Here is a 15,117-nt window from a genome sequence, read left to right as displayed (position 1 = left end):
ATGACTAACTATTCGTTCTCGCAGGAACATGCGGCGCACGCGGGCGCGTTCTGGCGCCGCACGCGGCTCGCGCTGGGCGTGGCGCTGTTCGCCTGGCTCGCGGCGTGCTCGGTCGAGCCGACCTACAAGGTGCCCGATTCGGGCGTGCCGAACGCCTACAAGGAAGCGCCGCAACAGACACAGGCCGCACAAGCCGCGAATCCGCACGACGTGGGTTCGTGGACGGCGGCCCAGCCCGCCGACGCCATGCATCGCGGCGAATGGTGGAAAGTGTTCGGCGACCCGACGCTCGACCAGCTCGAAGATCAGGCGCTGGCCGCGAATCAGGACCTGAAGGCGGCGGCCGCGCGCGTGCAGCAGGCGCGTGCGCTGACGCAGGCGGCGCGCGCTTCGTGGTTCCCGTCGTTCGACGCGGGCTTCGGTCCGACTTACGAGCGCGCTTCGCCCGCTTCGCAGTATCTGCCGCAGAACACGCCGGTGGCGACGCAAACGCTCTGGCGCGCGCAGGCCACGGCGAGCTACGAAGCCGATCTGTTCGGCCGCGTCAGCTCGAACGTGAACGCGGCGCGCGCGGACGCGCAGCAAAGCGAGGCGCTGTTCCTCTCGGTGCAACTCGCGTTGCAGGCCGACGTCGCGCAGAACTACTTCCAGCTGCGCCAGTTCGATTCGGACGTCGATCTGTATCGGCGCACCGTGACGCTGCGCGCCGACGCGCTCAAGCTCGTCGAGCGCCGCTTCAAGGAAGGCGATATCAGCGAGCTCGACGTGGCGCAGGCGCGCAACGAACTCGCGAGCGCGCGTGCGGATGCGGTCGGCGTGGCGCGTCAGCGCGCGGCGTCCGAGCACAGTCTCGCGATTCTGCTCGGCAAGGCGCCCGCCGATTTCACGTTCCCCGAAACGCCGCTGCAAAGCGTGAACGTGAGCGTGCCGCCGGGCTTGCCGTCGACGCTGCTCGAACGCCGTCCGGACATCGCCGCCGCCGAGCGCGCGATGGCCGCCGCGAACGCGCGCGTCGGGCTCGCGAAGTCGGCGTTCTTTCCGAAGCTCGATATCACGGGCGCGTTCGGCTACGAATCCGCTTCGCTCGGCGATCTGTTCATGTGGTCGAGCCGCGCGTTCCTGCTCGGGCCGCTCGCGGGCACGGCGCTCACGGTGCCGCTGTTCGACGGCGGCCGCCGCAAGGCCAATCTCGCCCAGGCGCGCGGCAAGTACGACGAGGACGTCGCGCAGTATCGCCAGCAGGTGCTCGTGGCGTTCCGCGAGGTCGAGGACAATCTCTCTGATCTGCGTCTGCTCGACGACCAGATTCGCCAGCAGGATGAGGCGGTGAACGCCTCCGAGCGCTCGGCGCATCTTTCGCGCACGCAGTACGAGGAAGGCGAGGTCAGCTATCTGAACGTGATCGACAGCGAGCGCACGGTGCTGGTGTCGCAATTGCAGGCGAGCCATCTGCAGGGCTCGCAGGCGGTCGCGGCCGTCAACCTGATCCGCGCGCTCGGCGGCGGCTGGGGCGACGCGAAGCCGCAGACGCCCGCGCAACCCGACGGCACCGCGCCGCCGCCCGCGCCGCTCGCCGCGCGTTAAGCGACGCGCCAATTGCCGCACCTTCGGTGCAGGCGCTTCGCGGCTGGCCCGTATGCACGTGCATATCGCCAGCCGCGATTTCATTTGCGTAAACGGTTCGTAGACCGTGCCGGCGCCTGCCACTATCATCGTTTGATTGAAGCTGGAGCGGACGCGCGCCGTCCGCCGGTTAGCTCGTTCGCGAGCGTCACTCATTCGGGAACCCAGGCATGAACGATCCACGACCGCCGCGCACGGCGGAGCACGCTACGTCTTTCTCGACCCGGCTCGCGACGCTCGCCGCAACCCTGCGCGAAAGCGCGGCGCGCCGCGACCTCGCGGGCGGTCACGCCGCCGCCGAAAAGCAGTTGATCGCCGATGCCGGTCTGCTCGCGCTCGCGGTGCCGCGCGAGTTTGGCGGCGCGTTCGACGACGCGTTTGACGACGTACCCCGCGCGCAAAACGGCGCGCGCTGGCCTGAAATCTACAGAACGATTCGCACGCTCGCGCGCGCGGACAGCGCACTCGCGCATCTGCTCGGCTTCCAGTTTCTGCAGATCGTGAGCGTCGATCTGTGGGGCAGCGCCGCGCAACGCGCGGACTGGCTGCGCGGCACGGTCGAGCATCGCTGGTGGTGGGGCAACGCGGTCAATCCGCTCGACACGCGGCTCGTCGCGCAGGCGGACGGCGAGGGCGGCTGGCGTCTGCACGGCAAAAAGGGCTTCTGCTCCGGCACTTACGGTTCGCAGATGATGACCGTGAGCGCGCACGATCCGGCGACCGGCCAGCCCGTGTTCGCGGTGGTGCCGACGACGCGCGCGGGCATCACCGTGCACGACGACTGGGACCCGATCGGCCAGCGTCAGACCGACAGCGGCACGGTGTCGTTCGACGCGGTCGAAGTGCGCGCGCATGAAGTGCTCAAGCGTCCCGACACGCCGCGCGCCTCGCTGCGCACGCTGGTCTCGCAACTCGTGCTGACGAACCTGTTCGTCGGCATCGCGGAAGGCGCGCTCGAAGAGGCGCGCGAGTACGTGCTCGCGAACGGCCGTCCGTGGGTGAATTCGGGCGTGCAGCGCGCCGCCGACGATCCCTATCTCCAGCAGCGTTTCGGCGAGATGCGCATTCAGGCGCTCTCGGCGTCGCTGCTCGCGGACCGCGCGGCGTCGCTGCTCGACGCCGCCTGGGCGCAAGGCGACGCGCTCGGCGCGGACACGCGCGCCGAAGTCTCGCTCGCGGTTTCCGAAGCGAAGATCGTTGCGCATCGCGCCGCGCTCGATGCGGGCGAGCAACTGTTCGACGCCTGCGGCGCGCGCGCCACGGCCGCCGCGCTCGCATTCGATCGCTTCTGGCGCAACGCGCGCGTGCATACGCTGCACGATCCGCTCGACTATCGCGTGCGCGATGTGGGGCGCCACGCGCTCACGCGCGAATTGCCGGAGCCGACGCTGTACACTTGAGGGACCGATCGCGCGCCCCTCGTTTTGCGGGCCGCGAAAAAATCCACCCTCGAGGATCGCACCGTTGGAGTTCAAATTACCCACAACGGCGACGGCGCCGTTTTGCCCATCGGAAGTGCAGGGCAGCGTGGCGGTATCGCCGGCTGCGCCGTTCTGGAAAAAGTTTCTCCAGTTCGCGGGCCCAGGCCTGCTGATCTCGATCGGTTACATGGATCCGGGCAACTGGGCCACCGACATCGAGGCCGGTTCGCGCTACGGTTACAACCTGCTGTTCGTGGTCGTGCTGTCGAGCATCGCCGCAATGGCGCTGCAATGTCTCGCGATGCGGCTCGGCATCGTCACGGGCCGCGATCTCGCCGAACTCTCGCGCACGCGTTATTCGAAACCGGTCGCGATCGGCCAGTGGGTGCTCGCCGAACTCTCGATCATCGCCTGCGATCTCGCCGAAGTGCTCGGCGGCGCGCTCGCGTTCCATCTGCTGCTCGGCTGCTCGCTGATGTGGGGCGTGGTGCTCACCGCGTTCGACACGGTCATCGTGCTCGGCCTGAAGGGCAAGAACTTCCGCACGCTCGAAGCGATCATGGCGGGGCTGATCGCCACCATCGGCATCGGTTACGTGATCGAACTCGCGCTCGTGAAGCCGCACTGGCCGTCGGTGTTCGCGGGCGCGGTGCCGTCGTGGCACGCGATCGCCAGCCAGGAGCCGCTCTATCTCGCGATCGGCATTCTGGGCGCGACCGTGATGCCGCATAACCTTTACCTGCATTCGTCGATCGTGCAGACGCGCGCCGTGAAGCGCGACGAAGCGAGCATCGGTCAGGCGATCGGTCTGTCGCGGCTCGACACCATCGTCTCGCTGGTGCTCGCGCTGCTGATCAACGCGGCCATTCTGATTCTCGCGGCCGCGGCGTTTCACGCGACGGGCCACAACCAGGTCACCGAAATCGAGGACGCCTACAAGCTGCTCGCGCCTATCGTCGGCAGCGGCGCGGCGGCCGTGCTGTTCGCGATCACGCTGCTGGCGTCGGGGCAAAGCTCGACCTTCACCGGCACCGTGGCGGGCCAGGTGATCATGGAAGGCTTTTTGCGGATGAAGATTCCGTGCTACCAGCGGCGGCTCATCACGCGCGTGCTCGCGCTGATTCCGGCATTCGCGGGCGTGTGGCTGCTGGGCAACGGCGCGGTGGGCAAGCTGCTGGTCGCAAGCCAGGTGGTGCTGAGCCTGCAGTTGCCGTTCGCGCTCTGGCCGCTCATCCGCATGACGAACGATCGTTCACTGATGGGCGTGTTCGTGAACCGGCTGCCCACGCGCATGATCGCGTGGCTGCTGTTTGCCATCATCACGGCGGCGAACCTGTGGCTGGTCTGGCAGACCTTCGTGGGGAATTAAGGGAACTGAGGGGAATTGAGGCGAAGCAATGCGCTTCGCCGTCCGGCGCCGCGTGGGGCACCGGACGGTTTCGCGTCTAGTCGTGCTGCTGCGTCCGGTTGACCGGATCTTGGCTCTCCTACGCTTATGCAGCCTCGGCAATGCCATCCGGCGTTTCCACCGGAAGGTCGCTCTCGGTCTGCTCTGCGCCCCGTCGCGCTGCAGCCGCCTTCTTCGTCTTGCCAGCGCGCGAAGGCGGCTGGCATGCGCCACACACGACGTTGTGCTGCAAGTCGTGGCGGTGCGCGACGAACTTACCGCCACAACGGCAGCAAGGCGTCATCTGCAGAATATCGGCATCGAAAAAACGCACCAGAGTCCACGCACGCGTGAGGTCGAGCACCGGCTCGGTCTCGCTGTGGCGGCAGTGTTCCAGATACAGCCGGAACCCTTTGGTGAGCGCGTCGAGATGCGAACAACGCGCTTCGTTCTTGAGGAACAGGTACGTGTTGTAGAACAGCGAAGCATGAATGTTCGCCAGCCACGTCATGTACCAGTCCGCCGAGAACGGCAACATACCCTTGGGCGGCGATACGCCGCGGATCTCACGATACAGGCGAATCATGCGGTCCCGCGAGAGCGACAGCTCGCTCTCCAGAACCTGCATGCGCGCGCCCAGTTCGATCAGCGCGATCGCGCGAAACACTTCCTGGGCATCTTCGGTGAGGCTGCGGCGGTTCGTCATGTCCGTTCCCCTCAGGCGAATTGCCCGGCGGGCTGTCCCGCAAGCAGGATAGCCGCATGAGTCGCCGCTACGTTGGCATGCCGCGAAGTCTGCGTCAGAGCGGACAACATGGCATGGTCATCGAAGCGGAAAAGGCAAAGAAGCTGGTCGGAAGCAGCCAGCTTGACGATCTGTGCCAAAGACAGATTGGAAAGCAGATCGGCCAGTTCCGACGACAGACCCAGTCGGAACATCCCGACCGGTTTGTCCTCGCGCAGCATGCGCTGTGCGAGCATCAGATACGACAAATTAATTTCGCGGATAGATTCCAGCGTCTCGCTGCTACGGTCCATTTCTCTCTTTTCCGAAGCCCCGATTAAACCCCCGGCATTTGCTGCCGTTGTAACTTTTCTGGTCGTCGTCGGCCCGCTCTTTGTCGGCCCTGACTCTTTGATACAACGTGTTACAACTCGTAACACGTTGAAGCGAATTGTATGAGGACTAATCTCAGAAATCAATCCCTGTTCAAAAAAATAATTCGGCTGTTACAAATATTTTCGGTAAGTCTTTCTGGTGTCCGAAACAACGGCCTCCAGGAACCCCGAGCGCACGCGAAGCAGTCTGAAATCTCTCGTAAACCCAAGTGGTATAAGGGATTCCTCGAAGGCACCGCTGCATGCGCAACGAATCGTAAATCGCGGACGGACGCTTGTCATCCGAATAAACGGTTTGAAAGGATTTGCGTTGACAGGTAAGAAATGCGCAGTCAGCGATTAATACGTATGAGGATAAATCTGTAACAAGTGTTTCGACCCTGTGTAACGAGGCTTGTCAAGATGTGACAAGCCGCAGGCATGCGCGTCGCGTTGACGCGCTTTGTAACAGTGCTGGTTTACACGAATATGTAAATCGCATGGAAATGCGGAATTGAACGCATGGCGGCGCATGCGTGCCGGCGCGCAACGGACGATCTGACGCCGGCTATGGATGCCGTGCCGATTCAGACGGCACGGTCGCCGAGAATCGGGGTGCGCTTGACCTCGGAAACATAGAGCAGGATCAGCGAGACCCAGACGACGCCGTAAAGCAGCATGAAGCAGCTCGAGCGGATCTTGAGCAGGTCGAGCAGCGCGCCGAACAGGATCGGCAGCAGAAAGCCGCCCAGCCCGCCCGCCAGTCCGACGATGCCGGTCACGACGCCCATGTTGGACGGAAAATCGTCGGCGACATATTTGAAGGTGGACGCCATGCCGAACGCGAACACCGCGCCGAGCACGAAGGTGAGCGCCACGAAACCCGCGAGCGGCATGCTGATATGGAGCGTGGCGGTGCCGTCGATGGTGTGGATCACGAAGTCGGTGGCCGGGTACGAGAGGATGAAGAGACAGATCCACGCGACCCACAAGCCCCACCAGGTGACGTTGTGCGCGCCGAGTTTGTCGGCAAGCAGGCCGCCGACCGCGCGCAGCACCGAGCCCGGCAGCGAGAAACCCGCCGCGAACGCCGACGCCATCACGAGCGACATGCCGTATTCGGCCTTCAGATACTGCGGAATCCACAGCGAGAGCGCGGTGAAGCCGCCGAACGTGATCGAGTAGTACTGGCACAGGCGCCAGACGCGCGGATCGGCGAGCACCTTGAACGAGTCGAGCAGCGAGCCGTTCGACTTGCCCGCGCCCGGATCGCGCGCCGAGGCGAACCAGAAGATCGCGGCGGTCACGAGCAGCGCGACGGCGTAGATGCGCGGCACGAAGCGCCATCCGTACAGCGACTGCAAGGTGGGCGTGACGAACAGGTTGACGGCCGCGCCCGCCGTGCCCGCGCCGAAGAAGCCCATCGCGAAGCCGCGTTTCTGGGGCGGGAAGAAGCGCGCGACATACGGCGTGCCGACCGCGAACGACGCGCCCACGCAGCCGAGAAAGAGGCCGATGAACAGAAACTGCCAGAGCTGGCTCGCATAACTGACGATATAGACCGGCACCGCGCAGACCACGAGCAGGATCGTCATGACGATGCGCCCGCCGTAGCGGTCGGTCCACGCGCCCAGCGGCAGACGCATGATCGCGCCGGTCAGCACGGGCGTGGACGTGAGCAGGCCGAACTCGGTGCTGTTGAGCTTGAGCTCTTCGCGCAGCGGCACGCCGAGCACGCCGAACATCATCCACACGACGAAGCAGACCAGAAAGGCGAGCGTGCTCGCGAACAGAACGGACCATGCCTGCCCGCTCACGCGTGGGGGAGTGGCGGCGGTCGGGGGCGGTTCGGTGCGCAGATTCATGATGTTTTTCCTGGTCGCGCGTGGTGCGGGTGGGGCATGGGCGGGTTACTGCACGAGCGGACTCGTCGCCGCCTCGACGGCGGCGTGTTCGAGCGTCGCCGCCGATGCGAGGATCGAGACGTATTGCTGAATCGCCTTGTGACGCACGCGTTCGGTGAGAAAGCGTGCGATGTCGTCGGCGGCGGTTTCGAATGCGACCGGCTCGCCGGGCACGCGCCGGTCGATACGCACGAGGTGGAAGCCGAAGCGCGTGCGCACGAGGCGCGGCAGCAAACCGAGTTCGGGACTGTTGAACAGCGCCTGCTCGAATTCGGGCACGGTGTCGCCGCGCGTGAGCTGGCCGAGGCTGCCGCCCACGGCACCCGACGGGCAGTTCGACAGTTCGCCCGCGCGCGCCTCGAACGCGTGCGGTTCGCGCAGCAACGCGTTGAGCGCGTCTTCGGCCTGATGGCGCAGCAGCGCGAGCGGCACGCGCTCCGTCACGGCGAACAGAATATGGCTCGCGTAGACGATCTCGTTGCGCACGAACTGCGCGGCGTGCTGCGCGTAATAGCGGCGGCAATCGTCGGGCGTCGGCTCGGGCACGCGCAGTTCGCGTGCGAGCAGCGTGTCGAGTGTGGTGTCGTCGAGGGCGGCGTCGGCGTCGATCAGCGCGAGTTCGACGGCGCGCTGGCGCAGCAGTTCGCGCACGACCAGCGCGCGGCGCGCCGCCAGCGGCGGGTCCGGGTCGTCGGCGTGATGGCGGCTTTCCTCTTCGATCGCCGCGGCGGCGATTTCCACGTGATTCACGCGCGCGGCCTGCGCGTGGTCGAGCGTGTGCGGATCGGCGTTCATGGTCTCGCCTCCTGGCGTTCGCGGGGTATCGGCTCAGCGTTTGCGCACGAGTTGATACGGACGCAGCAGATAGGCCACCGAGGCCAGCCCGCTCCAGATATGCACCATCCGCGTGAACGGCGAGACGAGGAAGATCGTGAAGCCGAGCGCGATATGCATCTGATAGACGAGCGGCACGCCGTCGAGCAGCGCCGCGAGATTGCCCTGGAACGTCACCACGCCTTTCACGTAATCGGTGAGCTGTTCGAACATCGCGCCGTCCATGTGATGTGCGGACAGCACGACGGTCATGAGCCCGAGCGCGAGCTGCACCCACAGCATCAGCACGATGACGATGTCCCACACCTTGCTGTTGCGGCGAATGCGCGTGTCGCCCAGACGCCGCGCGATCAGCAGCGTGAGCCCGACGATGGCGAATGCGCCCGCGATGCCGCCCGCGACCATCGCAAGCAACTGGTGCATCGACGCGGAGATGAACGGCGCGACGAGCCAGTGCGGCGCGAGAAAGCCCGCGAAATGACCGGCCACCACGACGAGAATGCCCCAGTGAAACAGGTTGCTTCCAAGCCGCAGCGTGCCGCGTCGCAGGAGTTGCGACGAGTCGCTTTTCCACGTGTATTGCTCGCGGTCGAAGCGCACCAGCGAGCCGAACAGCAGGACCGCGAGGCAGATGTACGGGTAGATGCCGAACAGGAACTGATGGAAATATTGGCCCATGACTGATCCTTTCCAGGTGAGACGTGTCGTGCGGTTGAGTGCTGTCTCTTGTGCCGCTTTCTTGCGCCGCTCATTTGCGCCGCTTTCTTGCGGCGTGCCTCAACGCGGCGGCCGCCGTGCGTGGAACTGCACCGGCGCGACGCCCGGCTGCGTGTTGCCCATGAAGCGCACCGGCTCCTCGCTCCAGGCGGCGTCGAGCGCGCTCAAGCCTTCGCGGTCGTGCGGCGCGTTGGCGTCGTCGTCGTGGGCTTCGTCGGGCTGTGCCGCGCCGTTGTCGCCCCCGAGCGCGAGCACCGCGCCGGTCACATACGCGTAGTGGCTGTTGCGGCGGCTCAGTTCCGCGGTGATCGATTGCAGAATGGCCGTGGTTTCGCCGAGCAGCGAGCGCGCCTCGTTCGCTTCGAGCAGCGAGAGATATTCGAGGAACACCGGCAGATAATCGGGCAACTGCTCGGGACCGAGCAGCAGGCCGTGGCGCTCGTAGGTCTGCTTCAGATCGATCATCGCCTGGCCGCGATCGCGCGATTCGCCATGCACGTGCTCGAACAGATGCAGCGAGGTCGCGCGCCCGCGATCGAATAGCGCCACGTAGTTTTCCTGTAGCGCAAGCAGATCGCGCGAGCCGAGATAATCGAAGAAGCGCAGCAGACGCTCGCGCGTTTCGCCGCGCAGCGCGCGCTCGCCTTGCAGATACGCGCGCGCTTCGCCGACGGAGTGAATCAGCGTGTCGTCGGGATACTCGAGACACGCGGCGAGCAGCCTGAATGTGAGGCCGTTGGGGCGGGGCGCGAACATCTCAGATCTCCTGAATCGGAATGTTGCGATGGCCGCTTTTCGGCGCGAAGAGGCTCGCGTCGCTGCGTCCATCGGAACAGCCGTTGCCGAACGTGAAGCCGCACGACGAATGCAGATCGAAGGCGTTTTCCGCGTATTCGCGGTGCGTGGTCGGAATCACGAAACGGTCCTCGTAATTCGCAATCGCCAGATAGCGATACATCTCTTCGACCTGATGCAGCGAAAGCCCGGCTTGCGTGAGCACCTGCGTGGCGTCGACGCGATCGACGTGACGCGCGCGCATGAACGCGCGCATAGCGAGCAGACGTTCGAGCGCGACCTGCACGGGCTGTTCGTCGCCAGCCGTGAGCAGATTCGCCAGATAACGCAGCGGAATGCGCAGCGAATGCACGTCGGGCAGCCAGCCGTTCATGCCCAGATCGCCGCTATTGGCGGCGGCGTTGATCGGCGAAAGCGGCGGCACGTACCAGACCATCGGCAGCGTGCGGAACTCGGGATGCAGCGGAAACGCAATGCGCCAGTCGATCGCCATCTTGTAGACCGGTGAGCGTTGCGCGCCCTCGATCCACGCGGCGGGCACGCCGTCGCGCTCGGCTTGCGCGATCACTTGCGGATCGAACGGATCGAGAAACACATCGAGCTGCGCCTGATACAGATCTTTTTCGTTTGCGACGCTGGCGGCTTCCTGAATGCGGTCCGCGTCATAGAGCATCACGCCGAGATAGCGGATGCGGCCCACGCAGGTTTCCGAGCACACGGTGGGCTGGCCCGCTTCGATGCGCGGATAGCAGAAGATGCACTTCTCCGCCTTGCCGCTCTTCCAGTTGTAGTAAATCTTCTTGTACGGGCAGCCCGATACGCACATGCGCCAGCCACGGCACTTGTCCTGATCGATCAGCACGATGCCGTCTTCCTCGCGCTTGTAGATCGAGCCCGAAGGACACGCCGCCACGCACGCCGGATTCAGGCAGTGCTCGCACAGGCGCGGCAAATACATCATGAAAGTATTTTCGAACTGGCCGTAAATCTCTTTCTGCACGTTCTCGAAGTTGTAATCCTTTGCGCGCTTTTCGAATTCGCCGCCGAGAATTTCTTCCCAGTTCGGCCCCCATTCGATTTTCTCCATGCGCTCGCCGCTCACCAGCGAACGCGGGCGCGCGACCGGCGTCGCCTTCGTATTGCCGGCTTCCTGCAAATGCGCGTAATCGAAGGTGAACGGCTCGTAGTAATCGTCGATTTCGGGCAGGTGCGGATTGGCGAAAATCTGCGCGAGCAAACGCCACTTGTTGCCCAGACGCGGCTCGATCTTGCCGTCGGCTTTACGCACCCAGCCGCCGCGCCAACGCTCCTGATTTTCCCAATCCTTCGGATAGCCGATGCCCGGCTTCGTTTCGACATTGTTGAACCACGCGTATTCCATGCCTTCGCGGCTCGTCCAGACGTTCTTGCAGGTGACCGAACACGTATGGCAGCCGATGCATTTATCGAGGTTCAGCACCATGGCGATCTGCGCGCGCACCTTCATGACGTTTCTCCTTCGCGAACGACGGGCGGCAATGCGCCCACGGGCGTTTCTTCGCCATCGAGCCAATCGACGTTCTTCATTTTGCGGACGATGAGAAACTCGTCGCGATTGGAGCCGACCGTGCCGTAGTAATTGAAGCCGTAAGCGAGTTGCGCGTAGCCGCCGATCATGTGCGTGGGCTTGAGCGAAATGCGCGTGACCGAGTTGTGAATACCGCCGCGCGTGCCGGTGATTTCCGAGCCCGGCGTATTCACGATCTTTTCCTGCGCGTGATACATCATCACCATGCCGCGCGGAATGCGTTGACTCACCACGGCGCGCGCGCACAAGGCGCCGTTCGAGTTGTAGCACTCGATCCAGTCGTTATCGACCACGCCGATCTGCTGCGCGTCCTGCTCGGAAATCCACACGATCGGGCCGCCGCGCGAGAGCGTGAGCATCAGGAGATTGTCGGTGTACGTGCTGTGAATGCCCCACTTCTGGTGCGGCGTGATGAAGTTCAGCGCGATCTCGGGATTGCCGTTCGAGCGCGAGCCCACCATGTTTTCGTAGCTGCCCGTGTCGATGGGCGGCTTGTAGACGCAAAGCGCTTCGCCGAAGGCGCGCATCCACTCGTGGTCCTGATAAAGCTGCTGCCGGCCGCTGAGCGTGCGCCAGGGAATCAGCTCGTGCACGTTCGTATAACCGGCGTTATACGACACATGTTCCGATTCGATGCCGCTCCATGTCGGCGACGAAATGATCTTGCGCGGCTGCGCCTGAATATCGCGAAAGCGGATCTTTTCGTCGGCGCGCGCTTCGGACAAATGCGCGTGCTGAATACCGGTGATCTTGCTGAGCGCGTCCCACGCTTTCACCGAGACTTCGCCGTTGGTTTCGGGCGCGAGCGAGAGAATGGTTTCGGCGGCGTCGATCGCGGATTCGATGCGCGGGCGGCCGGCGGCGTCGCCGAATGCGGGCTCGTTCGCGTAGCGATAGTTGAGATCGCCGAGCGCCTTCACTTCGTCCTGCGTGTTCCAGCTGATGCCCTTGCCGCCGTTGCCGAGCGTGTCCATGAGCGGGCCGAGCGACGTGAAACGGTGATACGTCTCGGGATAATTGCGCTCGACCACGGCCACGGTCGGCATGGTCTTGCCGGGTATCGGCTCGCATTCGCCGCGCTTCCAGTCGGCCACGCCGAACGGCTGCGCGAGTTCGCCGGGCGCGTCGTGCGCGATCGGCGAAAGCACCACGTCGCGCTCCACGCCCAGATGCCCGACGCTCAGTTCGGAGAAGCGCTTCGCGATGCTCTTGAAGATTTCCCAGTCGCTTTTCGCCTGCCACGAAGGATCGACGGCGGCCGAGAGCGGATGAATGAACGGATGCATGTCCGACGTGTTCATGTCGTCCTTCTCGTACCACGTGGCCGTGGGCAGCACGATGTCCGAGTACATGCAGGTCGTGGACATGCGGAAGTCGAGCGTGCAGAGCAGATCGAGCTTGCCGCGCGGCGCTTCGTCGTGCCAGACGATTTCCTCGGGATGCGGCGCGCCTTGCTTCGACATTTCCTCGCCCTGCACGCCGTTGGTCGTGCCGAGCAGATGCTTGAGGAAATACTCGTGGCCCTTGCCCGACGAGCCGAGCAGATTCGAGCGCCACACGAACAGGTTGCGCGGGAACGCATCCGGATCGTCGGGATCTTCGCAGGCGAGCTTGAGACTGCCGTCCTTGAGGCTCGCGGCAACGCGTGCGCCCGCTTGCGCGCCGTCGCCGATCGAGCGCCCGAGTTCGAGCGGATTACTTTTCAGTTGCGGCGCCGACGGCAGCCAGCCCATGCGTTCCGCGCGCACGTTGTAGTCGATGGGCGCGCCGTGATACGCCGATTTGTCCGCGAGCGGCGAAAGCAGGTCGGTCGGATTCATCGGGTCGTAGCGCCACTGGTCGGTGTGCGCGTAGAAGAACGAAGTGGCGTTCATCTGGCGTGGCGGACGGCTCCAGTCGAGTGCGAACGCGAGCGCGGTCCAGCCGGTTTGCGGACGCAGCTTTTCCTGGCCCACGTAATGCGACCAGCCGCCGCCCGATTTGCCCACGCAACCGCACATCACCAGCATGTTGATGATCGCGCGGTACGCCATGTCCATATGGAACCAGTGATTGATGCCCGCGCCGATGATGACCATCGACTTGCCCTCGGTCTTGTCGGCATTCTCGGCGAACTGGCGCGCGACGTTGATCACGTCGGCGCGCTTCACGCCCGTGATCGCTTCCTGCCACGCGGGCGTGTAGGGCACGTCGTCGTCGTAGCTGTGGGCGACGTCCTTGCCGCCGAGGCCCTGATCGAGCCCGTAGTTCGCGATGAACAGATCGTAGACGGTGGCGACGAGCCGCTCGCCTTCGCGCGTGGCCACGCGGCGCACGCCGATGCGGCGCGAGAGGATCGACTGGTGCTCCGTATGCGCGAAGTGCGCGTGCGCGACGTTGCCGAAGTAGGGGAATGCGACGTCCACCACGTCGTCGTGTCCGGCGACGAGGGAAAGCGCGGGCGTGAGCGGTTCGCCTTCGGCGTTCTCCTCGCGCAGATTCCATTTGCCCAGATCGCCGCCGACCTGCTGGCCCCAGCGGAAGCCCGCCGATCCGGCCGGCACGGCGAATTCGCCATTCGCGGCGTCGATCACCACGGTCTTCCAGTCGGGATTGTTGGACTGGCCGAGCGCGTCGGCGAAGTCGGAGGCGCGCAGATAGCGGTCGGGCACGTACTGGCCGTCGCGCTCGACGAGCGTGACGAGACACGACATGTCGGTGAAGCGGCGGCAGTAATCGGAGAAATACGCGCTTTTGCCCGCGAGGTGATATTCCTTGAGGATCACGTGGCCCATCGCGAGCGCGAGCGCCGCGTCGGTGCCCTGCTTCGGATGCAGCCAGATGTCGCCGAACTTCGCGCCTTCCGCGTAATCGGGAAAGATCGACACGATCTTCGCGCCGCGATAACGCGCCTCCACCATGAAGTGCGCGTCGGGCGTGCGCGTTTGCGGCACGTTCGAGCCCCACATCATGATGAAGGTGGAGTTGTACCAGTCTGCCGATTCGGGCACGTCGGTCTGCTCGCCCCAGGTTTGCGGCGAGGCGGGCGGCAGATCGCAATACCAGTCGTAGAACGACAGACACACGCCGCCGATCAGCGAAAGGTAGCGCGAGCCGGCCGCGTACGAGACCATCGACATGGCCGGAATGGGCGAGAAGCCGATCACGCGGTCGGGGCCGTGGCGCTTGACCGTATGCACGTTCGCGGCGGCCACGATCTCGGTGACTTCGCTCCAGTCGGCGCGCACGAAACCGCCGAGGCCGCGCCGCGATTGATAGCTCTTGCGCGCGGTGTCGTCGTCGACGATGGCGGCCCACGCTTCCACGGGGCCGAGCGTGCGGCGTTTCTCGCGCCACAGCTTGACGAGCGCGCTGCGCACGAGCGGGTACTTCAGACGGTTCGCGCTGTAGAGATACCAGGAATACGACGCGCCGCGCGAGCAGCCGCGCGGTTCGTGATTGGGCATGTCGGGGCGCGTGCGCGGGTAGTCGGTCTGCTGCGTTTCCCACGCGACGATGCCGCCTTTCACGTAGATCTTCCACGAGCACGAGCCGGTGCAGTTCACGCCGTGCGTGGAGCGCACGATCTTGTCGTGCGCCCAGCGCGTGCGGTAGGCGTCCTCCCATTTCCGGTCTTCGTCTGTGACGGCGCCGTGGCCGTCTGCGAATGACGGTCTTGCGGTGGTGAAATAACGCAGACGATCCAGAAAATGGCTCATGACACCTCCAGACAACCCTGTGGGGACAGGCTTATTCGAGAATATGAAACTTAACAAGTAGATCTAATACATC

At 64.6% G+C, this 15,117-nt stretch carries 11 protein-coding genes; 3 read left to right on the top strand and 8 right to left on the bottom strand.

The genetic code is table 11. The features are described from left to right. The 3 genes from G5S35_RS20020 (at position 1) to G5S35_RS20010 (ending at position 4,413) form a co-directional block, all read left to right on the top strand. Positions 1-1,584 (top strand): efflux transporter outer membrane subunit, encoded by a 1,584-nt coding sequence (locus G5S35_RS20020; protein WP_082991660.1) that lies wholly within the window; start codon positions 1-3, stop codon positions 1,582-1,584. A 209-nt stretch (positions 1,585-1,793) separates the two neighbouring features. Then, positions 1,794-3,023 carry an acyl-CoA dehydrogenase family protein gene (locus G5S35_RS20015; protein WP_110325941.1) on the top strand — a complete coding sequence of 410 codons (1,230 nt, stop codon included), beginning with the start codon at positions 1,794-1,796 and terminating at the stop codon, positions 3,021-3,023. 64 nt (positions 3,024-3,087) lie between these two features. Then, on the top strand, positions 3,088-4,413 hold the full coding sequence (locus G5S35_RS20010; protein WP_074981285.1) for an Nramp family divalent metal transporter: 1,326 nt from the start codon (positions 3,088-3,090) through the stop codon (positions 4,411-4,413). 124 nt (positions 4,414-4,537) lie between these two features. On the opposite strand, the gene flhC is transcribed toward G5S35_RS20010, so the two are convergent. From flhC to G5S35_RS19970, 8 genes are all read right to left on the bottom strand, one after another. Further along, the gene (gene flhC / locus G5S35_RS20005) at positions 4,538-5,137 is read right to left on the bottom strand and encodes a flagellar transcriptional regulator FlhC (protein ID WP_065057653.1); all 600 of its coding nucleotides are present in this window, start codon (positions 5,135-5,137) and stop codon (positions 4,538-4,540) included. An 11-nt stretch (positions 5,138-5,148) separates the two neighbouring features. Next, positions 5,149-5,469: a flagellar transcriptional regulator FlhD gene (flhD, locus tag G5S35_RS20000; protein WP_065057654.1), complete on the bottom strand. Its 321-nt coding sequence runs from the start codon at positions 5,467-5,469 to the stop codon at positions 5,149-5,151. Positions 5,470-6,116: 647 nt separating this feature from the next. After that, the gene (locus G5S35_RS19995; RefSeq protein ID WP_074981287.1) at positions 6,117-7,394 is read right to left on the bottom strand and encodes an MFS transporter; all 1,278 of its coding nucleotides are present in this window, start codon (positions 7,392-7,394) and stop codon (positions 6,117-6,119) included. A gap of 45 nt (positions 7,395-7,439) precedes the next feature. Beyond that, positions 7,440-8,228: a peptidylprolyl isomerase gene (locus tag G5S35_RS19990; protein ID WP_065057656.1), complete on the bottom strand. Its 789-nt coding sequence runs from the start codon at positions 8,226-8,228 to the stop codon at positions 7,440-7,442. 33 nt (positions 8,229-8,261) lie between these two features. Then, entirely contained in the window at positions 8,262-8,945 is a 684-nt protein-coding gene (gene narI / locus G5S35_RS19985) for a respiratory nitrate reductase subunit gamma (protein WP_065057657.1), read from the bottom strand. Positions 8,946-9,044: 99 nt separating this feature from the next. Continuing rightward, positions 9,045-9,740, bottom strand: a complete 696-nt coding sequence (narJ, locus tag G5S35_RS19980; RefSeq protein WP_065057658.1) for a nitrate reductase molybdenum cofactor assembly chaperone — start codon at positions 9,738-9,740, stop codon at positions 9,045-9,047. A gap of 1 nt (position 9,741) precedes the next feature. Next, a complete protein-coding gene (gene narH / locus G5S35_RS19975; RefSeq protein WP_065057659.1) occupies positions 9,742-11,265 on the bottom strand; it encodes a nitrate reductase subunit beta in 1,524 nt (507 codons plus the stop codon). Next, positions 11,262-15,044, bottom strand: coding sequence for a nitrate reductase subunit alpha (locus G5S35_RS19970; RefSeq protein WP_183038901.1), 3,783 nt, complete (start codon positions 15,042-15,044; stop codon positions 11,262-11,264). The genes narH and G5S35_RS19970 overlap by 4 nt, the downstream gene beginning before the upstream one ends. Positions 15,045-15,117: the final 73 nt, after the last annotated feature.

The organism is Paraburkholderia tropica (assembly GCF_014171495.1).
GTDB classification, from domain to species: domain Bacteria; phylum Pseudomonadota; class Gammaproteobacteria; order Burkholderiales; family Burkholderiaceae; genus Paraburkholderia; species Paraburkholderia tropica.
The sequence above is the reverse complement of the archived record's forward strand: the minus strand, read 5'-3'. Positions and strand labels throughout refer to the sequence as shown.

Excerpts from the sequence above, each read along its gene's own strand:
- G5S35_RS20020 (WP_082991660.1), top strand. The coding sequence starts at position 1 with ATGACTAACTATTCGTTCTCGCAGGAACATGCGGCGCACGCGGGCGCG.
- G5S35_RS20015 (WP_110325941.1), top strand. The coding sequence starts at position 1,794 with ATGAACGATCCACGACCGCCGCGCACGGCGGAGCACGCTACGTCTTTC.
- flhC (WP_065057653.1), bottom strand. The coding sequence starts at position 5,137 with ATGACGAACCGCCGCAGCCTCACCGAAGATGCCCAGGAAGTGTTTCGC.
- flhD (WP_065057654.1), bottom strand. The coding sequence starts at position 5,469 with ATGGACCGTAGCAGCGAGACGCTGGAATCTATCCGCGAAATTAATTTG.
- G5S35_RS19995 (WP_074981287.1), bottom strand. The coding sequence starts at position 7,394 with ATGAATCTGCGCACCGAACCGCCCCCGACCGCCGCCACTCCCCCACGC.
- G5S35_RS19990 (WP_065057656.1), bottom strand. The coding sequence starts at position 8,228 with ATGAACGCCGATCCGCACACGCTCGACCACGCGCAGGCCGCGCGCGTG.
- narI (WP_065057657.1), bottom strand. The coding sequence starts at position 8,945 with ATGGGCCAATATTTCCATCAGTTCCTGTTCGGCATCTACCCGTACATC.
- narJ (WP_065057658.1), bottom strand. The coding sequence starts at position 9,740 with ATGTTCGCGCCCCGCCCCAACGGCCTCACATTCAGGCTGCTCGCCGCG.
- narH (WP_065057659.1), bottom strand. The coding sequence starts at position 11,265 with ATGAAGGTGCGCGCGCAGATCGCCATGGTGCTGAACCTCGATAAATGC.
- G5S35_RS19970 (WP_183038901.1), bottom strand. The coding sequence starts at position 15,044 with ATGAGCCATTTTCTGGATCGTCTGCGTTATTTCACCACCGCAAGACCG.